This is a genomic window from Aquirufa nivalisilvae, from assembly GCF_003143535.1.
Taxonomy (GTDB): Bacteria; Bacteroidota; Bacteroidia; order Cytophagales; family Spirosomataceae; genus Aquirufa; species Aquirufa nivalisilvae.
Window position 1 is genome coordinate 2534183 of record NZ_CP029346.1, and the last position, 22745, is coordinate 2556927.

Annotated in this window: 13 protein-coding genes; 8 read left to right on the top strand and 5 right to left on the bottom strand. The window is 37.3% G+C overall.

Annotated elements, in window-relative coordinates; genetic code table 11:
- Nucleotides 1-19: 19 nt before the first annotated feature.
- The 3 genes from uvrA (at nucleotide 20) to HME7025_RS10795 (ending at nucleotide 6379) form a co-directional block, all read left to right on the top strand.
- Nucleotides 20-2875 carry an excinuclease ABC subunit UvrA gene (gene uvrA, locus HME7025_RS10785; protein ID WP_109323909.1) on the top strand — a complete coding sequence of 952 codons (2856 nt, stop codon included), beginning with the start codon at nucleotides 20-22 and terminating at the stop codon, nucleotides 2873-2875.
- 9 nt (nucleotides 2876-2884) lie between these two features.
- Nucleotides 2885-4366, top strand: a complete 1482-nt coding sequence (locus tag HME7025_RS10790; RefSeq protein ID WP_109323910.1) for an NADH-quinone oxidoreductase subunit N — start codon at nucleotides 2885-2887, stop codon at nucleotides 4364-4366.
- A gap of 96 nt (nucleotides 4367-4462) precedes the next feature.
- A complete protein-coding gene (locus HME7025_RS10795; RefSeq protein ID WP_109323911.1) occupies nucleotides 4463-6379 on the top strand; it encodes an amidophosphoribosyltransferase in 1917 nt (638 codons plus the stop codon).
- A gap of 133 nt (nucleotides 6380-6512) precedes the next feature.
- On the opposite strand, the gene HME7025_RS10800 is transcribed toward HME7025_RS10795, so the two are convergent.
- Nucleotides 6513-9209 carry a T9SS type B sorting domain-containing protein gene (locus HME7025_RS10800; RefSeq protein WP_161956237.1) on the bottom strand — a complete coding sequence of 899 codons (2697 nt, stop codon included), beginning with the start codon at nucleotides 9207-9209 and terminating at the stop codon, nucleotides 6513-6515.
- A 217-nt stretch (nucleotides 9210-9426) separates the two neighbouring features.
- On the opposite strand from HME7025_RS10800, the gene HME7025_RS10805 reads away from it, so the two are divergent.
- The 3 genes from HME7025_RS10805 (at nucleotide 9427) to HME7025_RS10815 (ending at nucleotide 14256) form a co-directional block, all read left to right on the top strand.
- Nucleotides 9427-10512 carry a PorP/SprF family type IX secretion system membrane protein gene (locus HME7025_RS10805; RefSeq protein ID WP_109323918.1) on the top strand — a complete coding sequence of 362 codons (1086 nt, stop codon included), beginning with the start codon at nucleotides 9427-9429 and terminating at the stop codon, nucleotides 10510-10512.
- Between the two features lie 96 nt (nucleotides 10513-10608).
- Nucleotides 10609-13152, top strand: coding sequence for an SLBB domain-containing protein (locus HME7025_RS10810; RefSeq protein ID WP_109323919.1), 2544 nt, complete (start codon nucleotides 10609-10611; stop codon nucleotides 13150-13152).
- A gap of 9 nt (nucleotides 13153-13161) precedes the next feature.
- The gene (locus HME7025_RS10815; protein WP_109323920.1) at nucleotides 13162-14256 is read left to right on the top strand and encodes a Wzz/FepE/Etk N-terminal domain-containing protein; all 1095 of its coding nucleotides are present in this window, start codon (nucleotides 13162-13164) and stop codon (nucleotides 14254-14256) included.
- Nucleotides 14257-14329: 73 nt separating this feature from the next.
- Here the strand turns inward: HME7025_RS10815 and infB are convergent, their stop codons facing one another.
- The 3 genes from infB to HME7025_RS10830 are packed head-to-tail and all read right to left on the bottom strand — an operon-like array spanning nucleotide 14330 to nucleotide 18916.
- A complete protein-coding gene (gene infB, locus HME7025_RS10820) occupies nucleotides 14330-17134 on the bottom strand; it encodes a translation initiation factor IF-2 (RefSeq protein WP_109323921.1) in 2805 nt (934 codons plus the stop codon).
- A gap of 41 nt (nucleotides 17135-17175) precedes the next feature.
- On the bottom strand, nucleotides 17176-18423 hold the full coding sequence (gene nusA / locus HME7025_RS10825; protein WP_109323922.1) for a transcription termination factor NusA: 1248 nt from the start codon (nucleotides 18421-18423) through the stop codon (nucleotides 17176-17178).
- 16 nt (nucleotides 18424-18439) lie between these two features.
- Entirely contained in the window at nucleotides 18440-18916 is a 477-nt protein-coding gene (locus tag HME7025_RS10830; RefSeq protein WP_109323923.1) for a ribosome maturation factor RimP, read from the bottom strand.
- A 207-nt stretch (nucleotides 18917-19123) separates the two neighbouring features.
- Here HME7025_RS10830 and HME7025_RS10835 point away from each other — a divergent pair, with 207 nt between their 5' ends.
- The gene (locus HME7025_RS10835; RefSeq protein WP_109323925.1) at nucleotides 19124-19939 is read left to right on the top strand and encodes an enoyl-ACP reductase FabI; all 816 of its coding nucleotides are present in this window, start codon (nucleotides 19124-19126) and stop codon (nucleotides 19937-19939) included.
- A gap of 63 nt (nucleotides 19940-20002) precedes the next feature.
- Nucleotides 20003-20515: a DUF4833 domain-containing protein gene (locus HME7025_RS10840; protein ID WP_109323928.1), complete on the top strand. Its 513-nt coding sequence runs from the start codon at nucleotides 20003-20005 to the stop codon at nucleotides 20513-20515.
- A gap of 221 nt (nucleotides 20516-20736) precedes the next feature.
- Here HME7025_RS10840 and HME7025_RS10845 read toward each other — a convergent pair whose 3' ends face one another.
- Nucleotides 20737-22695 carry a TonB-dependent receptor plug domain-containing protein gene (locus HME7025_RS10845; RefSeq protein WP_109323929.1) on the bottom strand — a complete coding sequence of 653 codons (1959 nt, stop codon included), beginning with the start codon at nucleotides 22693-22695 and terminating at the stop codon, nucleotides 20737-20739.
- Nucleotides 22696-22745: the final 50 nt, after the last annotated feature.

Below are 22745 nucleotides of genomic sequence, written 5' to 3' on the forward strand. Positions count from 1 at the left end.
TAAAGGATAATTTTGTTATATGAATCATCCGAATTCGAGTTTGGTAAGCAATCAGGGAATAGAAAATTTAGACCCTAGAACACACATCATCATCAAAGGTGCCCGTGTCCATAATTTAAAAAATTTGGATGTCGCCATTCCTCGTAATCAATTAGTCGTTATAACAGGTTTATCTGGCTCAGGTAAATCCTCATTAGCTTTCGACACACTTTTTGCTGAAGGCCAACGTATGTACGTTGAAAGCCTCAATAGCTATGCCCGTCAATTTCTTGGTCGTATGGAAAAACCTGCCGTAGATTATATTCGGGGCGTTTCTCCTGCTATAGCCATTGAGCAAAAAGTCAATACAAAAAACCCTAGATCAACCGTAGGTACTACTACCGAAATATATGATTACCTCAAATTACTTTTTGCCCGAATCGGAAAAACGTATTCCCCCATTTCAGGTATAGAAGTAAAAAAAGATTCAGTTTCAGTGATTGTGGACTGGATCATGCAATTCCCACAAAAGAAAGTCATCATTCTAGCTCCCCTACTCCGCCATGAAGGTCGTGGTCTGAAGAATGAATGTCAATTATTAATTCAAAAAGGATACACACGTTTAAAATTAGGAGATGATATTTTGAATTTGGAAGAGTTAGTGGAGGATGATGCATTATTGAAAAAAATAGATAAAAACTCAGCTGACTTGGCCATTTTGGTTGATCGCCTAATCAGTAAAGCGGACGACGAGGAAACTCAATTTCGCCTAGGGGATTCGGTCCAAACAGCTTATTTTGAAGGTGAAGGAATTTGTTGGGTTGAATTAGAAGGTCAAAAAAGAAAAATCTTCTCTGATAAATTTGAGTTAGATGGAATCTCTTTTGAAGAACCCAGCTTAAATCTGTTCTCTTTCAATAATCCGTATGGTGCTTGTAAAAATTGTGAAGGTTATGGAAAGGTATTAGGCTTAGACCCTGATTTAGTATTTCCTGATACCGAGCTTTCGGTATACGAGGGAGCCATTGCTCCTTGGAGGAGTGAACGCATGAGCGAATGGCTTTATCCATTGATTCGTAATGGAGTTAGCTTTGATTTTCCCATACATCGACCTTATAAAGACCTGACAGTTCAAGAGAAGCAATTACTTTGGACTGGAAATAAATATTTTGCTGGATTGACTCAATTTTTTGAGCATCTTGAAAAAGAAACCTATAAAATCCAATACCGTGTTTTGCTTTCTCGCTACCGAGGTAAAACAAATTGCCCAGAATGTTTAGGCTCAAGATTGAGAAAAGATGCAGCTTATGTTAAAATTCAGGGACATTCCATCATTGACATGGTGCTTTGGCCTATCTCCAAAGTCAAAAGCTTTTTTGATAATTTAGAATTGAATGAAGCAGACCAACAAGTTTCTCGTCGAATATTAATCGAAATCAAAAATAGATTGGATTATATGAACCGAGTAGGTTTGGGTTATTTGACATTAAACCGACTTAGTTCAACACTTTCAGGAGGGGAATTCCAACGCATTAAATTGGCTACATCTTTAGGTAGTGCCTTGGTAGGTTCCATGTATATTTTAGATGAGCCCAGCATAGGTCTACATCCAAGAGATACGGAAAGACTTATCTCTGTATTGTTGATGCTCAAGCAAATGGGCAATACCGTGATCGTGGTAGAACATGAGGAAGATATCATGCGTGCAGCAGATCAAATCATTGATATTGGTCCAGAAGCTGGTCGACATGGTGGAGAGCTCATGTTCCAAGGAAATTTAGAGGAAGCTTTGAGCCGACATGACCTGACTAGCCATACGATGCAGTTTTTGCAAGGAATCGATAGAATCGAAATTCCTTCCTTCCGCAGAAAGAGTTTGGCTCATATTGAAATCATTGGAGCTAGTGAAAATAATTTAAGAAATGTCTCTGTTAAGATTCCATTGGGAATATTGACAGTAGTTACGGGTGTCAGCGGATCAGGGAAATCAACTTTGATTCGTAAAATATTATATCCTGCACTTTTACGTCAATTACAATTAGGAACCGAAGAAACTGGGAAATTCAAAGAATTAAAGGGGAGTGTTTCTCAGATTGCTAGTGTGGAAATGGTAGATCAACAACCCATTGGTAAATCTTCTCGTTCTAACCCAGTCACCTATATTAAAGCCTATGACGCCATTCGTGCTTTATATGCTGAATTACCATTAGCCAAAACCAGAGGTTATAAACCATCTCACTTCTCTTTCAATGTAGAAGGAGGCCGTTGCGAAACTTGCCAAGGGGAAGGAGAAATCACCATTGAAATGCAATTCATGGCGGATATTAAATTAGTCTGTGAATCATGTCAAGGAAGTAGATTCAAGCAAGAAATATTGGATATTAAATTTCAAGACAAAAATATTGCTGAAATACTGGACATGACGGTGGAAGAAGGTGTGGCATTTTTCAAAAGTAAAACACCGAAAATTGCTGAAAAAATCGATCCACTATTTCAAGTTGGACTCGGGTATATCAAATTAGGACAGTCTTCCAATTCGCTTTCAGGCGGAGAAGCACAACGAGTGAAATTAGCTAGCTTCTTAGGTAAAGGAAACCCTAACAAAGGAAAAACTTTATTTATTTTTGATGAACCTACCACAGGTTTACACTTTCATGATATCAAAAAACTGTTGAAAGCCTTAAATGATTTGGTAGAGCAGGGAGACAGTGTTATCATCATTGAACATAATATGGAAGTGATTAAATGCGCTGATCATATTATCGATTTAGGACCCGATGGTGGAGAAGCAGGAGGACAAATCTGTTTTGAAGGCAGTCCTGAAGAAATGGTTAAATTGGAGAATAATCCCACGGCGCACTATTTAAGTCAAAAAATACTAGGCAAAAAACTGTAAGTTTACAATATGTTTTCTCCAGAAATACTTCAATCCTTACCTCAGAAGCTAGATGGAATTAGCCAAGGACTTTCCTTGATGATTCCTGAATTACTTCTTTGCATTTGGATTTTGGTTGGAATATTTGCCGAGTTATTTTTACATGGGAGATCCACTAAATTCTCTACCTCTTGGCGTTATTTCATTACTCAAATTGGCTTATTATTGGCCTTTGTGTTAGCCATACAACGTATGACTACGAGTATGACAGGATTTGCTTCATTTTCCCTATTTTGGATTAATTCGGGTAGTAATTCCATCAATGCCTTACTTTTATTTTTAGCGATTGTTTTAATTCTAGTCAATCAAGCTCAACAAAAAAGTTTCCAATTTGAAGAGAAAATGGGTTTTTTGTCCATTTTAGGTGGAGCTCTTTTAGTTTCCATAAGTAGCCATTGGTTAAGTATATTTTTAAGCATCGAATGGATGTCTTTGGGGACTTATTTATTAGTAGGTATACGAAAAGACGCGGAAGGGTCTAGAGCGATATTACCCTATGTATTATTCGGTTTGGCTAGTACGGCACTTTTACTGTATGGAATTTCCTTCGTATATGGTATTACGGGAACGATGCATATCATCAATCCAGCATTTAGCAGAGGTTTATCAACGGCCGACCCTTATTTAGTCGGTCTTGCGCTCACTTTAATCGCCAGTTCCCTTTTATTTAAATTAGCTTGGGCCCCATTTCACCCATGGAGTCCTGATGTGATAGAAAGTTTACCCGCCTCTTGGATGACATGGATCTCAACAGCTCCCAAAATAGCCATTACATTTTTGGGTATTCGATTACTCCATTTCATTCCAATTTCATTAGAAGTCCCAATTGCTTTTTTAGCTATTTTGACCTTATTGGTAGGTAATTTGGGAGCATTAGGACAAAGGAATTCAAAGCGACTCCTTGCTTATTCAGGTATTGCACATGGAGGTTTCATGGCTATGGCGTGGTTATTTCCTAGCCAGCAAGCCACGGAAGTACTCTTATTTTATTCATTAATCTACGGCTTGAGCTCGCTATTAGTATTTTATTTAATTGATGAGGCTCCTTCTGGACCTTATAAATCCCAAGATTTAGGAAATTGGAGTGGATTGGCAAAAAGTCGACCGCTGGCTTCCTTATTTTTATTAATCGGAATGGTGGCTTTGGCCGGTTTACCTCCAGCGGGGAGCTTCATTGCGAAGGTTACTTATTTTTCTTTTTTATGGGAAAAATATCAAAACAGCTCTCAAATTTTAACCTTGGTTTTATTAGTAACAGCTATTTTAACAACAGCTTTAGGAATTTTCTATTATTTAAAGATTCCGTACCAAATTTATTTCAAGAAAAATACGCAAGAAGAAGGCGTAGTTATTTGGAACGAAAATGGAAATATGTGGGTTTATGCGGTATTGGTGGTATTTATTTTGGGAAGCTTCTTAGCCCCTACAGCTATTTGGGATTTCTTAAAATAAGGAAATAAATAATGTACATTTCCGTTGAGCCATCATTTTAATTACTTAGTTTTGTATTCGATTTTGAGTAAAAACCTCTTCTGAAACGCATACCAAATGTCTGATTCAATAAAGCACGAATGTGGAATTGCCCTTATTCGATTGCGCAAGCCCTTTCAGTATTATCTGGATAAGTATAAAACGCCGACCTATGGCCTGAGCAAATTGTACTTGATGATGGAAAAACAAGTCAATCGAGGTCAAGACGGAGCAGGGGTCGCCAATATCAAAATCAATGTTAATCCAGGAAACCGATATATCAGTCGGTACCGCTCAGTAGAGCCACAAGCAGTAGCCGATATCTTCGGAAAAATCAACAAGAAATTCAGGAAAGCACAAAAATTAGCCAAAGATGTGAAGCGTGAAACGGGTATTGACCCGAGTCATGATGCGGCCTGGTGGCAAGAAAATGTAGCCTTTACCGGAGAAGTATTGTTAGGGCACTTACGCTATGGTACACATGGACAAAATGAAATAGAAAACTGTCACCCGATGTTACGTCAAAGTAACTGGAGAAGTCGCAATTTAGTGATGGCAGGTAATTTCAACATGACCAATGTGGATGACTTATTTGACAAATTAGTTTCCTTAGGTCAACACCCGAAGGAAAAAGTAGATACGGTCACTGTCATGGAGAAAATTGGTCACTTTTTGGATGAAGAAAACCAAAGACAATTTTTGAAATATCGGGACCAATATGAAAACCCAGAACTATCCGATATTCTAGCTGAGCAAATCGATTTAGTTCGTGTATTAGAGCGTTCATGTAAAGATTTTGATGGTGGTTACGCTATGGTCGGTTTAACAGGATATGGCGCATCCTTTGTGGCTCGTGATCCAGCGGGTATTCGCCCAGCATACTATTACATGGATGAAGAAGTTGTGGTGGTAGCGTCTGAGAAGCAAGCTATCAAAACCAGCTTCAATTGCGCTTATGACCAAATTCAAGAAATTACTCCTGGTTCTGCCTTAGTTATTGACATGGATGGCTCCGTAAAAGAAGCTCCATTCATCGATCGTTTAGAGCAAAAATCATGTTCTTTTGAGCGTATTTATTTCTCCAGAGGTTCAGATCCAGATATCTATTCTGAGCGTAAAAAATTAGGTCGATTATTAATCCCTCAAATTCTCGAGGAAGTAAACAATGACCTTAAAAATACCGTATTCTCTTACATTCCCAACACAGCAGAAACTGCATTTTTGGGCATGATTGATGGTTTAGAAGACCATTTAGCCAAAGAGAGAAAACAGGCTATCATGGGAGGTATACTTTTTGAAAAAGAATTGGAAGAAATGTTGACCTTCCGCCCAAGGGTAGAGAAATTGATTTCCAAAGATGTGAAGGTTCGTACGTTTATTACGAGCGACGAGCAAAGGGACGACATGGTTTCTCATGTGTATGATACTACCTATGAGGTAATCAATAAAGGAGTTGATTCCGTTGTTTTAATTGATGATTCCATTGTTCGCGGAACGACCTTGGAGAAGAGTATTTTAAGTCTATTAGACAAATTGTCTCCAAAGAAAATAGTCATTGTTTCTTCTGCTCCACAAATCCGATATCCTGATTGTTATGGTATCGACATGTCGAAGATGAAGGAATTTGTTGCCTTTAGAGCTGCACTTGCCCTTTTAAAAGAAAGAGGATTAGAAAGTATATTGGATGAAGTTAACTTAAAATGCCTAGTTGCCTTAGAAAATGGTACGGCTCATACCGAAAACTTCGTTAAAGCAATATATGCACCGTTTACCGACCAAGAAATCTCTAATAAAATAGCAGATATTGTTCGTCCTAAGCACATTAAGGCTGAAGTTGCAGTCATTTACCAAACCGTTGACAATTTAAATGTAGCTTGCCCGAATCATTTAGGTGATTGGTATTTTACAGGTAATTTCCCTACCTCAGGAGGAAATCAAGTAGTTAATAAAGCATTTGTCAATTTCATGAAAGGAATTGAGGTAAGAGCTTATTAAAATTTTGTGTAAAAATCCTTAACGCTGTCAAGGTTTTGAACCTTGACAGCGTTGTTTTTTTCAAGCATTTTGAAAAAGAACGAATGAGATTTCATTCATATTGTCCCCATAAAATCTTTATCAATTAACTGATTTAATACGCCACAACAACAGCTCCACGTAAGGTCATAACACCTTTTTCTGGGAAGTTTTCGGGAGTCGATTGATATTGAATTACCCATGCATAAGTATCCGGAGGAACTAATTGTCCATTGAATTTCCCATCCCAAGATAATTCTGCCGAATTAGAACTCTGCTTAGAAAAAAGCATTTCTCCCCAGCGGTTAAATATTTGAACATTGACAATCTGGGTTCTAGCAGGGTTCTTGGGAATTGGATTGAAGGTATCATTTTTCCCATCCCCATTGGGGGTAAATATCGATGGAGCAAAAACCAAAGGTTCGCATTTATCCGGCACCTCATATGTACTAGATGTGATACAACCATCAGCATCTTTAATTTCTACTTGATAAGTACCGTTTCGATTAATTTTGGCATAGTTCAAATTCAAGGCACTGACTATGGCTGAATTAGGTGACCAAGCAAAGGTAAAATCTCTACTATTTCCTGCTATTTGTAATATAGCTTGTGGAGTTACTTCATCCATACAAATGAAATAATCCTTTTTAGGAAAGAAATATTCATTGGTTAAGAAATTAACCTGTGTTTTTTTAGTGACAGAACAACCTGTTGCGGTATCAGTTACCACTACTTCATAAGCACCTCCTGGCTTTGGAACAACTATTTCCGGAGTCTTATCTTTTGAATTCCATTCAAAAGTCAAGGTCTTTTGAGGTGGAAGCTTATCTAATTTAACTTGGGCATTATCTTTGCAGATGCTATTATATTCTTCTTTTAAACTAAGAGGTTCCATGATTTGAATATCAAATTCCTGCGCATCCAAAAGAAAATCCTTCACACAAACATTGGAAATAGCTGCTGTAATGACATATTTTCCAGCATCCTTAAACTTATGTTTCATGACATCCCCTTCATAAGAATAATAAAGCGTTCCTTCTGGATTTAAGGGAACCGTTAAACCTGTATTTGTGGGAAAAGGACTCAGAGTTGTCTTATAAATTTTCCATACAATTTTGTCATTGTTCATGGGGTCGCATAGTTTTTTATCGACCTTATAGCTAAAGGTTGTTCCCTCACATGACTGCTTGATAGTCGGCGGGCTACTTGGATTTGGAGGAGAGGGAATGGATGGGGGAAGTCCCAACTGACTAGTTACATTGGTAGGAAATGTAACTGCATTCGGTTCATACTTCGCTCGCTTAAGTGAGTCAGCATTACTTATCAAATCATTGGTCTGAGTAATTTTTCCTAAAGTTGAACTTCCTTCAATTGCCACAAAGATGATCGTATTATACACGGGATCAATCTGCAACGCTCCTATTTTAGCTAAAGTATCTAACAATACCCTTTTAGATGCCAAAATGGTATCTGCATTATTTTTGGATATATTAAACTGCAAAATTTGAGAATTGATAGTCTTCCCATCTCCTTGCATCGATACATAAAGCACTTTTTTATCTTGAGAATATTCCACCCCATAAATAGTAGGTGGCGAAGCTCCTAAATCTAATGTGGTTAAATATGTTGGTTTACCATTACTAGAAGCATCATAATCAAACAAATCCAACTTGTTGGTTGGAGGTCCAGGAATTACTACCGCCATCTTACTCCAATCAGTTGAAATTTTGGTATAACCAGCTGAGCTAGTTAAGCTGGTAGACCCAGAAGGGCTGGTAATAGTTGGAGCAGAAATACCTGCATCAGATACCTTGAAAGTGCGTATGGTATTGCTATTAGCATCTTGAGAAATCAACCAATAAAAACCAGAACCTCCCTGTGAGGCGACTAAACGTTCGGTACTTGGGACAGGACTCAATAATTGATTGATAACAGATAATCCCCCTTTCCCTTTGTTCAGCTTCATATCCACAATACTGTAATAAATCTGATTTTCATTCGCTGCATTTTTCTTCAATGTGAAAATATAATACTCCGATTGGCAGCCTTTGCAGGAAGTTTTAGGCATAGTTGTCACCCCTTGAGAATTACTAATATCGCCATTGATTAAAGCAGCAGGATCTTTGGTGTAAGTAATGGGATTATTATTGCGGTCAAAGACTTTTTGACCATCCGTATAATAGATGATACTGTTAGTTTGATCTGTCATAACAGCCACACCATTAGGCACATTAATTCGGCCAGTGGTGGGAGTTGGGTTATCTGGATTTTCAAATTTCACTCCAGCACTGCTTCCAAAATACCAAGCTGGAGGAGCTTTCAATAAAACTTGATTTGGATCTCTCTCCCCACAAATATCAATCTGCATTTTGGCTTCGGCAGAACAACCCGACTGAGGTTCGGTTATTTTCACGGAATAACAGCCTGATTCTCTTACTTTGATGGTATCTGTCGTTTGTCCCTTAGGATACCACAACACCTCAATGGGATAAGATGGCCTCCCCACTTTTTGAAAGGCATTCAAAACCAATTCTTGTCCTAAACAAATCGTTTTTTTTACTTCAGAAGTATCTTTTCCCAAATATATGTAAGGCAATTTTCCAATGATTACTTTTTCAGTTAAAATCACAGGAGGAGTATTCGCTACTGGACTTTGAATAGTCACCTTAACCGTATAAGTACCTGGCATGCAATACTGATGTACACCCGTTGCCGAGCTTTTTTTATCACCTGGAGCTGCTGGCTCACCAAAATCCCATGAAAAAGTAGTACCTGTTGGAAAATGTTCCGTCAATTCAAAGACAGTTGCCATATCAGGATTAACCCCCTTTTCACAATTGGCGCATTGAGTAATACAATTGTTGCGAAAAACAATTTTGGGATCCGAAAATGCTCGGAAAGAAACAAGCCAAACCAGAAAAAGAAATAGATACTTTTTAATCATTCTAGAGGTAGGCAAGTACATGGATTAAGCACAAAATAACGTAAAATATTGGTTTTTGAAAAGCTAAGTACTAAATTGCTTGGCTATGCGACGTAAACTCGGATCATACCGTATTGTTTTTTTCTTTTTTGGCGCATTTCTGATGGGTCCATTAAAAGTACTTGCACAAGACCCTCAGCTTTCGCAATTCTATTCAGCTCCGCTTTTAATTTCACCAGCTTTTGCTGGAATTAATAATACATCTAAGATTAATTTCAATCATCGAAATCAATGGCCAAATCTTAGTTCAAGTTATCAATTTTCTTCCTTAACGGCTGACATCAATTTCTCTCATATAAATAGTGGTGTGGGATTGGTGATGACTACGGATAAACAATTTTCCAATTTACAAACGACATCCATTGGTTTACAGTATGCCTATCACATCAATTTAGCGGAAGAAAGTTCTATTTCCGTAGGTATACAAAGTTCCTATGTCAACCGTGGATTAGATTATTCAAATTTGATTTTTGGAGATCAATTTAACACGAACAATGGGAGTATCAATCAAAACAGTGATGACCCAATTCTGAAAAATTGGGAGAAAAATGGGGCTTCTACTAATTACACGGACTTTTCAACAGGAGCTATGTTGAATCTAAGAAACTCTTGGGTAGGATTATCTGTACATCATTTAAATACACCAAATCAATCATTATCGAGTAGAACATCCACTATTATTTCACCAGTAGCAATGAAATTTAGTATTCAATTGGGTACAAAGATTATGCTAGAAGACAGTTATTTCGAACAAAATTCTTATCGGGCCCGAAATACAGAAAAAAGTATCAGTCCTGTTTTAAATTACAAACATCAAGGAACATTTGATCAATTGGATTTAGGGGCATATTTGACGCTTTCACCCATTGTTTTAGGGGCTTGGTACCGAGGTGTTCCTATTAAAAAAAGCAGTGATGGAATCATGAATAGTCGAGAATCCATTGTAGCTTTAGTGGGTTACCGACAAGATAATTTCTCGGTTGGCTATTCTTATGATTTAACTATTTCAAACCTAGGTTTACCATCTGGAGGAGCCCATGAAATTTCGATTGCCTATTTATTTGATTGGGACATATCCTTGAAAAAACCATATTTAAAGATAAAACGAACTTTGGCTTGTCCTAAATTTTAATTCGAGCCCCCTTTAAGTAAATAATAAATAATAAGCACCTTCAGTAATAAAAAAGGCTTAATTTTGCATAAATACAGTAGTTCATTTCCTTAGTCTATGAGATTTTTCAAAAAAACACAGCATACATATCGCCTCTTCATATTACTATTAGTATGCCTAGTTAGCCTTGCATCATTTGCTCAAACTACAACACAAAGCAAAAAAAATGTTGATGATTTGACGGAAGAAGAAGTCGCACAGTTTTATCAAAAAGCTGTGGACAGTGGCATGTCAGAAATGCAAATTGAAAAAGCTGCAAAAGCACAAGGTTACACTGCGGCTGATATTGCAAAAATGAGAGATAAACTCAGCAAGCTCGCTACTAGTCCAAAATCTGGGAATAAAATTGAATCTTCCGAAAATGCAGGAAATAGAGTTACCAATGGAAAATTGAGTAAGCCTAAAAAAGATGAAAATTCTGCTGAAACTAAAAATTCTAATTCAGTTGATAATTCTAGTAATCCAAATACCGCTAAATCAAAAAAGTCCTTAGACGAACAAATTTTCACACCACAAGAAAGAATATTTTTAGCACAACCGTTAAACGTGTATAATGATAGTTTAGTTAAAGTCTATAAAGAATTACAATTAAGACGATCTAGTGCATTAGAAAAAGTAATATACGGAGCTGATTTATTTGACACAGAAACTTTAAACTTCGAGCCCGACCTTAAAATTGCCACACCAAGCAATTATCTATTAGGTCCTGAAGATGAACTTAATATTGACATATTTGGAGATGTACTCGATAATTTCAAAGTGAAAGTCAGTACAGAAGGGACCGTCAAAATCCTCAATTTAAGCCCTATTTATGTAAATGGTTTGAGTATTGATGCCGCATCAAATAGAATTATTGGAAGACTTCGACAATTATATCAGGGATTAAATAAACCAGGAAGTGGTTCATCTGCCCAAGTTACTTTAGGAAATGTACGAAGCATTAGAGTCACATTAACTGGTGAAGTAAAGTTTCCCGGAAGTTATACAGTGTCGTCTCTTGCGACCATATTTAATGCGCTGTATTTAGCAGGTGGACCCAGTTCAAGTGGATCTTATCGAAATATCCGATTAATTCGAGGGAATAAAACTATAAGAACTTTAGACTTATATGATTTTCTATTAAAAGCAGATCAAAAAGATAACATTCATTTACAAGATCAGGATATCATTCGAATATCTGATTATGAAACTAGAGTCGAATTAGTTGGTGAGGTTAAACGACCAATGATCTTTGAAACAATCAAAGGTGAAACGTTAAAAGATGTATTACGTTTTGCTGGAGGATTTACCAATAAAGCTTATACTTATTCTATTCCAGTTACACGAAATACTTCAAGAGAATTGAAGCTTATGAATGTAACTCAAGATGAGGTATCTAATTTTTTACCCCAAAATGGAGATAAATATGTCATTGGCGCTATCATTGAAAGGTTTGAAAATAGAGTAGAAATTGAAGGAGCGGTATTTAGGCCGGGTATGTATGCCTTAGAAAACGGAGTAAATACAGTTAAAGAATTAATTAAACGAGCTGAAGGCGCAAGAGAAGATGCCTTTCTTAATAGAGTTACCATTACTCGCAGACAAGAAAATTTTGAACCTCAAATCATCTCCATTGATTTAGGGAAAATTTTACGCGGGGAAGTAGCTGACATTCCATTACAACGAGAAGATGTCATAAAAGTATTCAGTATCTCCAATTTAAAGGAGAAAAGAATTGTCAGTATTTTCGGAGAAGTTAACCAAGAGGGTGAGTTTGAATATAAGGAGGGGATGAAGGTTGGAGATTTAATTTTATTAGCTAAAGGTTTCAAAGATGGGGCAAGTTTTTCCAAATTAGAATTAGCTAGAAGAGTTGTAACTCATGGATTAGGCTCTATTTCAGATGATAAAATTGAAATCAAAACATTTAACATTGATGGAAATCTTCAACTTTCTAATGATGGAAATCAATATACTTTAACTCCATTTGACATACTATCGATACGTCGATCACCGGATTATGAAGATCAAAGATATGTTTCCATTCAAGGAATGGTGAACTATCCAGGAGTGTATGCACTTAAAAATAATCAGAAAAAAATATCAGATTTTATCGAATTATCAGGTGGACTCAAAGCAGGAGCATTTTTAGAAGGAGCTCAATTATACAGGCATTCGGAAATTGTTGGGATTAATATTGAAGAAATTATTGCTAATCCAAATTCTAAAGATAACATGTATTTGATGGCTTTAGATTCGATATATGTTCCAAGAATTGATCAAACAGTTAAACTTTCGGGCGCTCTTCAGAACCCAATCTCTGTAACTTACAAGCCTAACTTTAAATTGAGTGATTATATTTCTGAAGCTGGAGGATTTGCTCCTAATGCGATTAAAAGTCATGTTTATGTAAAAAATCCTAATGGAATTTCTAGTAGAACCAAGAAGTTTCTCTTTTTCAAGAGCTACCCCAGGGTTTTACCTGGTTCAGAAATTATTGTTGATGGAATTCCACTTGGTGCGAAGAAAGGTCTAACTACAGCAGAAATTATGGGTTTAACAACTAGCTTAACCTCATTCTCATTAACCTTGGTTTACTTAATTAATCAATTAGCCAAATAAGCTTCATTAATGTCCAAAGATAGCATACATAATAGTCCAATTGAACAAGAGGAAATCTCTATTAACATAGCTGAAATCTTTCAAGCCATCAAATCTCATTTCATTTTAATTGCGGCTATATCGGTAACCTTTGCGGCTTTAGGGGCTGTTTATTCATTAACCATTCCTAATGAATATCAATCCAATGTAAAATTGTTACCAGAAATTGATGCTAAATCTAGTGGGAGCAATTTAGGAGGACTTAAATCATTGGCTGGTTTGGCTGGGGTTGATATAGGTGGAGGGTCAGGTGTAGATGTTGTTAGACCAGAAATATATCCAAGTGTATTACAAAGTACTCCGTTTCTTCGAGAAGCTTTAAAGAGCAAGGTGTTTGTTCAAAAAAGAAAAAAATGGATGACTGTATTTGATTACATTGTTACTTCCCCTGAACTGCCCCCAATTCAAATCTTCTCCAAAGATAAATCTAAGCGAAAAGAAGAAGAGGCTTTAACTATTCCTAAAGAAGGCTTATCACCTGAACTAATCAATCTTAGTCGGTTGGAATTAATAGGAATTACCAATTTAAGAAATAGAATTTCTGCTGAAACGGACAAAAAAAATGGGATGGTAACAATTATCGTCAAATTAACTGATCCTATTGCTACAGCCATGCTTATTAATTTCACTCAGAATTACTTGACAAAATATGTTTCAAGTTATCGAACAGAAAAAGCAAGAAAAGAATTGAAATTTTTACAAGATCGACATGCTGAATCTAGAAAAACGTACGACAATGCTTTAAGTAGATTATCCACCTATAAAGACCAACATCGAAATACTTTCTTACAAGTAGCCAAAGATCAAGAAAAGAAACTCCAATATGAGGTTGATTTGGCATTCAATATCTATTCCAGTATCAGTACTCAAATGGCCGATGCAGCAGTTAAAATACAAAGAGAAACCCCTGTATTTAAAGTATTAGAACCAGCACAAGTTGCCCTTGAAAAATCTGAACCAAAACGAAGTCTAATTACTATTGGATTCCTATTTTTCGGAGTATTTATATCTCTCGTAATTGTCTTTTTTAGGACTGTTAATTTGAAACAATTATTAGATAAATAAAACAACTTCCTTTCTATTACAAAAAAGGCCGATTCTTTCGAATCGGCCTTTTTATATTTAATACCTTAAAATCCTATTTTAAGGTACGTTTTACTTCCTTCATTTCATAACACTCAATGGTGTCTCCAACTTCTAAATCATTGAAGTTCTTAACAGACAATCCACATTCATATCCAAATTTAACTTCGGCTACATCATCTTTGAAACGTTTCAAGGCTGAAATTTCACCTTCATGTACCACCACAAAGTCACGAATTACACGAATCTTATTGGCACGTTTAACCGTTCCATCCAATACATAACAACCCGCTACTGTACCAATTTTTGAAATTTTGAATACATCACGCACTTCAATATTCGAAGTAATAACTTCTTCAAATGTTGGAGCCAACATACCTTCCATAGCCGCCTTGATTTCATCGATTGCTTGGTAGATAATGGAATAGTTTCTAATTTCAATCTGCTCAGCTTCAGCCAATTTACGGGCATTCACAGACGGGCGAACTTGGAACGCAATAATTACCGCATCTGAAGTAGAAGCCAAAGCCACATCAGATTCTGAAACCTGACCTACTCCTTTGTGAATAATTCTCACCTGAACTTCTTCAGTAGATAGCTTTAATAAGGAATCAGACAAAGCTTCTACGGAACCATCCACGTCACCTTTCACAATCACATTCAATTCACGGAAGGTCCCGATTGCCTTACGGCGACCAATCTCTTCTAAAGTAATGTGTTTTCTAGTACGTAATGATTGCTCACGTAAAATTTGCTCACGCTTATTAGCAATTTCACGAGCTTCACGCTCATTCTCTAAACATAGTAATTTATCACCTGCTTGAGGAGCTCCATTTAAACCTAATACTTGAACAGGTGTAGATGGACCCGCTTTTTTAATTTTATTTCCGTGGTGGTCAAACATAGCCTTTACACGACCATAGTTATCACCAGCCAACATCATATCTCCAATGTTCAAAGTACCAGCTTGAATTAAAAGCGTAGTCACATAACCACGGCCTTTGTCTAATTCTGCTTCAATGACAGAACCGATAGCTTTTTTATTTGGATTGGCTTTTAAATCGAGCAATTCTGCTTCCAACAATACCTTTTCCAATAAATCATCAATACCTAATCCTGATTTAGAAGAAATTTCTTGACATTGGTATTTACCACCCCAATCTTCCACTAACATATTCATGGCAGCTAACTCCTCACGAACTTTGTCTGGATTTGCACCATCTTTATCTACTTTAGAAAAAGCAAATACAATAGGTACACCAGCCACCATAGCATGGTTAATAGCCTCTTTGGTTTGTGGCATCACAGAATCATCCGCCGCAATTACAATAATTACAACGTCTGTAATTTTAGCACCCCTTGCACGCATCGCTGTAAAGGCTTCGTGACCAGGCGTATCTAAGAATGTTACTTTCTTACCCGATTCTGTTTGAACCGAATAAGCTCCAATATGTTGAGTAATACCTCCAGCTTCACCTGCAGCTACTTTGGCACGACGGATATAATCCAATAAGGATGTTTTACCGTGGTCAACGTGACCCATGATGGTCACAATTGGTGCTCTTGGAACTAAATCAGCCGGATCATCTTCAATTTCTACTTCAACAGCATCGATTTCTTCTTCTGCTGAAATAAAACTCACTTCAAATCCAAACTCATCTGCAATAATGGTAATCGCTTCGGCATCTAAACGCTGATTGATCGAAACGAACATACCCAAACTCATACAAGTAGAAATTACTTCATTGACAGATACATCCATCAAAGAAGCTAAATCACTTGCTGAAATAAATTCGGTTACTTTTAAGATTTTTGATTCTTCATCTTCAGCTAATTGACGAGCCTCATCTGCTTCTGCACGCTCTCTACGCTTAACACGTCGTTTATCCGCACCAAAGCTTTGCTTGTTGGTTGCACCTTGCAAGCGAGCCATCGTTGCTTTAATCTGCTCTTGAATATCTTTATCAGAAAGTTCTTCCTTAGGTCCTCCTGGTTTAGCACCTGGAGCAGCTGGTTTCTTTCCGAAATCCTTTTTCTTGAAGTCGCCTCCTCCTCCAGCTGGTGCCGGACGATTCGGAGTATCATTAGAAACAGGTCTCTTTTCTTCTTTAATAATACGCTTTCTCTTGTGCTTTTTGTCACCCGAGCGATCACTTGGTGTAGGTAATTCAATTTTACCTAATACCGTTAAACCTTTAAGGGTCTCCCCTTTCGCTTCAATCAACTCAATATCTGGTGTGGTTGACTCCACTACTGGAGGAACAACAGGTGCTACTGGAGCTACAGGTTTTGGTTCTTCCTTAACAGGTTCAACCACTTCTTTAACTGGCTCTACTTGAGCTTCAGGCACAACGGGCACCACTGGCTCAACTACTTTTTCTTCTACTACTTTCGGCGCCTCCACTTGTTTCTCAACTGGCTTTGGCGCAATAGGATGGCCTTTTTTGTCTAAATCGATTCTACCCAAAACTTTTAAACCCATAGGTCTTGGTTCCTCTTCTTGTACTGGTTCAGGTTTTGCAACCTCCACTACGGGAACTTCAACAACTTTAACAGGTTCCGGAGCTGGAGCTACAACCTCTACAACAGGGGCTGGCTCAGGTTTTTTCTCCTCGACCACAACAACAGGTTCTGGCACAACTACTTCTTCAACAGCTTTTTTAGGCGCTTCAGAAGCTTCCAAAATATGATTCGCATCATATTCTCTAGCCAATAAGCTAAGCTGCTCAAAATTTAATTTGGCATTTGGGTTATTATCAATTTTGTGACCCTTAGCAGAAAGAAACTGAAGGATCGTAGACGTCCCCACGTTTATTTGTTTTGCTACAAGGCTCAATCGCATTGTCTTTTCTTCTGCCATAAAAATTACAAAATACTATAATTCATTCAATGTGTTACAACTTACTCAAATTCAGCACGAAGAATCGATAAGATATCTTCGATCGTCTCCTCTTCCAACTCTGTTCTGCGCTCTAATTCTTCCTTAGATAAAGCTAAAACCTGCTTGGCTGTATCCAAACCAATCTTGTGTAGCTCATCCAAAATCCAAGCGTCAATGTCGTCAGAGAATTCATTCAATTCTACATCCTCCTCGTCCAATTCATCCTTAGGAACATCACGGAAGACGTCAATTTCATATCCAACTAACTTACCTGCTAACTTAATGTTTTGACCTCCACGACCGATCGCCATAGACACTTGATCCGAATTTAAGAATACCGAAATACGCTTACGCTCTTTATCAATTGTCATCGAGTTCAATTTCGCTGGACTTAATGTTCTAGCGACTAATAACTCTAAATTATCAGTGAAGTTAATCACGTCAATATTTTCATTCTGTAATTCACGAACGATTCCATGAATACGAGATCCTTTCATACCCACACAAGCTCCAACTGGATCAATACGATCATCGTAAGATTCTACAGCTACTTTGGCACGCTCACCTGGTTCACGAACAATCTTACGAATCGTGATAGTCCCATCATATATTTCTGGAATCTCTTGCTCAAACAACCGCTCCAAAAATACGGGTGAAATACGAGAAAGGATAATACGTGGAGTACCATTCGCCATTTCTACCTTATGGATAATCGCTTTAATTGTTTCTCCCTTCTTGAAACGATCCTTAGGAATCATTTCCGTTTTTGGTAAAATCAATTCATTGTCTTCGCTATCCAATAAGATCAACTCGCGACCTAAAATTTGGTATACCTCAGAGCTTACTAATTCACCAACTAAGTCCTTATATTTATCATAAAGACTTTCTTTTTCTATATCCTTAATCTTCTGGATCAAGGTCTGACGAGCCGTTTGAACCACACGACGACCGAAATCCTCTAGTTTAATCAATTCAGCTACTTCTTCTCCAATCTCAAAATCGGGCTCGATTAATTTCGCTTCAGACAAAGGAATTTTATCAAAATCCCAAATATCTTCCGAATTATCGTCCACGATTTCACGTGTACGCCACATCTCTAAATCGCCACTCTCGGGATTAATAATCACATTGAAGTTTTCATCGGAACCAAATTTCTTGCGAATCATGGTACGAAACACATCCTCCAAAACCGCAATCATGGACGGTTTATCAATGTTCTTTTCCCGAGCAAACTCTGCAAATGACGAAATTAATTCAACACTGTTCATTGCTATCTCTCTTTTTTTATTGAAATGACACTTGTACTTTAATTTTATCTATTTCTGCCAAAGGAAACCACGTGGATTCTTTTGCCACAATCACGCGATGTTTCAGCGTTTTTTCTGTTAATATTTCAATCGAATCTTCCTTATAAGCTAACAGCACACCTTCTACTTGACCTTCTTTTTTCATCCAAACTTTGACCTTGCGACCTATGTTCTTTTGAAACTGCCAACCCTGTGTTAAAGGAAAATCTAAACCAGGAGAAGAAACTTCTAAATTATACGCTTCCTCAATCCACATATTCTCTTCGATGTGGTGAGCCAACTTACGGCTCAACAATGCACATTCATCAATGGATATCCCTTCTAATGTGTCAACTAATATGGTTACTAGACTACGCTTGGCGCCTTGAGAAACCTGTAAATCCACTAAAAAAATAGGACCCTCCCCCACATAAGCCAACAACCACTCCCTAATTTTTTCTGATAAATCACCCATGCTTTTTCAATTGAAAACAAAAAGAGGGATTAAAAACCCCTCTTCATTTCTTAAATTTCCTCTGCAATTTACGCATAATTTTCTAAATAACAACCCATTCAGCAAATAGAATGGTATTTGAGATAGATAAATCCATTCTATTCTGAGAAAAAATTCGTTACTTTGGAGGCAAAATCACAAAATTTCAATCGATCTAGATCGCTTCTTATGGCATATCAATTACTAAAAGGAAAAAGAGGTATTATTTCTGGCGCATTAAACGAAGATTCCATTGCCTGGAAAATTGCAGAAAGAGCTCACGAAGAGGGAGCCACTTTCACCTTGACCAATGCACCACTCGCTATGCGTATGGGCGAAATCAATCACCTAGCTGAAAAATGCGGCGCTAAAGTAATTGGTGCTGATGCCACGTCGATTGAAGACTTAGAAAAATTATACGATGAGTCCATTGAATTTTTAGGTGGACCAATTGATTTTGTACTACACTCCATTGGAATGAGTACTAATATTCGTAAAGGACGTGAGTATGGAGATTTGAACTACGAATGGTTTTTAAAATCATTGGATGTATCTGCGCTTTCATTTCACAAAATGCTACAAGTAGCTCAGAAAAAAGATGCCATTGCTCAAGGAGGTTCTGTTGTAGCACTTTCTTACATTGCAGCTCAACGTTCATTTCCTGATTATACGGACATGGCTCAAGCAAAAGCCATGCTAGAATCAATTGCAAGATCTTATGGCTACCATTATGGTAAAGCTAAAGGTGTTCGTATCAATACCGTTTCTCAGTCGCCTACTAAAACTACGGCGGGAACAGGTATTAGTGGCTTCAATGCATTTTATGAATATGCTAATCAAATGTCTCCTTTAGGCAATGCTACTGCCGATGAATGCGCCGATTATGTCATCACCTTATTTTCTGATTTAACTCGCAAAGTAACTATGCAAAACTTATTTCACGATGGTGGATTTTCTTGCGTAGGTATATCTGAGGAAATCGTTGAAAAGATGGAAAAACAATAATCATTTTTTTATTTCATTCTAGGAATTACATTGAATCTACCGTCTGCTTTTATTCGCATTTTTATGTGTCTAGTATGGGGAACAGTCCCTGTATTAGCCACAGGTGAAATATTCCCAAATCCACCTGAAAGTGCCATTCGCTTATTCTATATCCAACGGAGCTCTAACTCAAATGTGGTGGTTTATGATGCGAATTTAACAGCCAACAAAGCCCTTCATACCAAAAATCCAGTACACACCTATTGGATTCGATATGCAGAAAAAGGCCAACAAGAAGAACTATCTTCCATTCAAAAGACCTTGGCCTATGGGTTATATACCAATAAAATAACGAGTGAAATAGAACCTTCCTATGAAGGTTATTTCTTAGCATATCGTAAAAGAAAATTTGTTGTTAAACTCGATCCAAAAGGGGTACCTATTGCCCTTTTTCCCATCAATGGGAGACTACAAGTATTGAAACGTATCTTTGTTAGTGTGGATGAAAGTAAATTCATGCCTTCCGTTAATTACATAGAATTATTCGGGAAAGACCCTATTTCTGGGAAAGATGTCTATGAGCGGTTTAAACCGTAAAATCATTAACGCTGTCAAGGTTTTGAACCTTGACAGCGTTGGTAAAACTGCCCATTTTTTCTTAAAAAATCCAACGACTTATTGATATTTAATTGAAAAAATCAATGTCTTGATATTATTAAAATAATATCAGTTTTTGGTCGACTTTAAAAGCTGGAAAAACATAATTTTGCCTAACGCTGGCAAGGTTTAGAACCTTGACAGCGTTGAAAAAAAGGCAATTACCACTGATACTTGAATGCCAGTAATAAATTCATTGGTTGTGTCGAATAGCCATATGATTCGACGAAAGCTTGATTGTACAAATTCTTGATTAAGAGATTAAATTGTACATGCTTATTCACCTGATAACTACTTTGGATTTCTGCCCAAACATAAGGTTTCAATTCCTTTGAAACGACACTAAATAATGCCTCATCATATACAAAATCCGTCCTTCTTGCTTGCCAATGGTGCAATAATGACACTTGCCATTTAGCATTAATTTGATATCCTAAATTTAACACCAAAGCATGAGCTGGTCGTCTAATCAAGGATGAATACGTACTATCTTTTCCAGCAAATTTATTCGTCAAGTTTCCATCCAAAAATGTATAGTTCAAAGTAGAATTAAAGCTACCCTTACGATACCCCCCTTCCACTTCTATTCCTTGCGTATTTTGTTTTGAGACATTAACATATTGACCGTATGGATCTACATTCTTTGATTGAAATACAATCCCATCCTTGACTGAGTTTTGAAATCCTACAATCCTTGCCGACCAAGCTGGCTTAGCAATAGATAATCCAAATTCCAAGGTTGTTCCTAATTCAGGTTTCAATACACTATTACCATAAGGAGAATATAATTGGTACAAAGAAGGCACCTTAAATCCTGAATTGACATTTGCGAACAACTTCCAGCTTTTCGTTAAAAACACATATGGATTGATGGTAAAAGTGGTGAAATCTCCAAAATTGGACGACTTATTCCAACGAGTCCCCATCTCAATTCCTCCCATATCCCAATTCTTTTGAACTGTGGCATATGTAGCCCAAATAGATTGATTCGCTTTTTCAGGAGCTAATGAAGGTGAGTCATATCGACCATAAGCACTAATCGAATAGTCGGATTGTAAGGTATTTTGATATCTATACTCGGTACCTGCTAACAATACAAATTCCCTACCCAATGACCACTTGCCATACCATTCAAGACCTTGACTTTTGCCTTCATAGGTTGAATGTGAAAAATTGGTCCAAGCATTGGCAGCTATAAAAGTAGAGTCATTAGTAAATTCTCGATGAATAACTTCATGGAAAGCACGCAAATACCAAGTAAGATGATCCCCTTTGTACTGATATTGCATACGTAATGAACTAGAATTTGCTTTGGCTGTATAATCTTTTTCATCTGCATATGGACCAGCATCTAAATTACTTTTATTCGCATTCCATTGATAATAAACATCCAACCAGGACTTTTCACCAATTGGTCTCGACCAACCCACATGTACCTGCTGTTGACGAAATCCATCTTTTTCAAATGTTCCCATTGTATCTTTTGCAGCTGAATACCCTTGGCTGATAAAATCTCGAACTTGAATGTTCCATAAATTTTTTGCGATTGAACCACGAACTTGAGCCGTCGTATTCAATTCACCTATACTTCCAACTTGAATTTGAACTTTACCTTGAACCTGCTTTGAACTGGGCTTTTGCGTTACCAAATTGATAACTCCTGCCATGGCATCAGAGCCATACAAAGTTGACTGTCCTCCTTTCAAAATTTCAATTCGTTCCAATGAACTGATATCCAATAAATTCCAATCCATCACTTGCGAAATATGTGACGGATCATTCACTGGAAAACCATCAATCAATAATAATACATGTCCCGTGTTAGCACCACGAACATAGATTTCTTGATTAGATCCTGGAGCACTTCTAGCCCCATTAACAGAAATTCCCACTTGACTTTGTAAGACTTCTGCTAAGCTTTTACCTGTCATTTGGTCTAGTTGGGCTCGACTAATTATACTTACGACTTTCCCTGTTTGGTTTAATTTTTGGGGATACTTAGGCGCAGCAACTTGTACCTCTGACAATAATTGTGAGTCAGCAGATTGCTGAGCAAAAACCACGGCGCTAGGGAATAAGATTGCCCCCAATGCCAAGCATTGCGATTTAAAATGAAACATGATGTTTAGCCTCTCGGCTATAAAATTGAAAAAATACTCGAACGCTCAAT

Bases quoted from the DNA above. Each gene is read 5' to 3' on its own strand.
- uvrA (WP_109323909.1), top strand. From the start codon at position 20: ATGAATCATCCGAATTCGAGTTTGGTAAGCAATCAGGGAATAGAAAAT.
- HME7025_RS10790 (WP_109323910.1), top strand. From the start codon at position 2,885: ATGTTTTCTCCAGAAATACTTCAATCCTTACCTCAGAAGCTAGATGGA.
- HME7025_RS10795 (WP_109323911.1), top strand. From the start codon at position 4,463: ATGTCTGATTCAATAAAGCACGAATGTGGAATTGCCCTTATTCGATTG.
- HME7025_RS10800 (WP_161956237.1), bottom strand. From the start codon at position 9,209: ATGGCAACTGTCTTTGAATTGACGGAACATTTTCCAACAGGTACTACT.
- HME7025_RS10805 (WP_109323918.1), top strand. From the start codon at position 9,427: ATGCGACGTAAACTCGGATCATACCGTATTGTTTTTTTCTTTTTTGGC.
- HME7025_RS10810 (WP_109323919.1), top strand. From the start codon at position 10,609: ATGAGATTTTTCAAAAAAACACAGCATACATATCGCCTCTTCATATTA.
- HME7025_RS10815 (WP_109323920.1), top strand. From the start codon at position 13,162: ATGTCCAAAGATAGCATACATAATAGTCCAATTGAACAAGAGGAAATC.
- infB (WP_109323921.1), bottom strand. From the start codon at position 17,134: ATGGCAGAAGAAAAGACAATGCGATTGAGCCTTGTAGCAAAACAAATA.
- nusA (WP_109323922.1), bottom strand. From the start codon at position 18,423: ATGAACAGTGTTGAATTAATTTCGTCATTTGCAGAGTTTGCTCGGGAA.
- HME7025_RS10830 (WP_109323923.1), bottom strand. From the start codon at position 18,916: ATGGGTGATTTATCAGAAAAAATTAGGGAGTGGTTGTTGGCTTATGTG.
- HME7025_RS10835 (WP_109323925.1), top strand. From the start codon at position 19,124: ATGGCATATCAATTACTAAAAGGAAAAAGAGGTATTATTTCTGGCGCA.
- HME7025_RS10840 (WP_109323928.1), top strand. From the start codon at position 20,003: ATGTGTCTAGTATGGGGAACAGTCCCTGTATTAGCCACAGGTGAAATA.
- HME7025_RS10845 (WP_109323929.1), bottom strand. From the start codon at position 22,695: ATGTTTCATTTTAAATCGCAATGCTTGGCATTGGGGGCAATCTTATTC.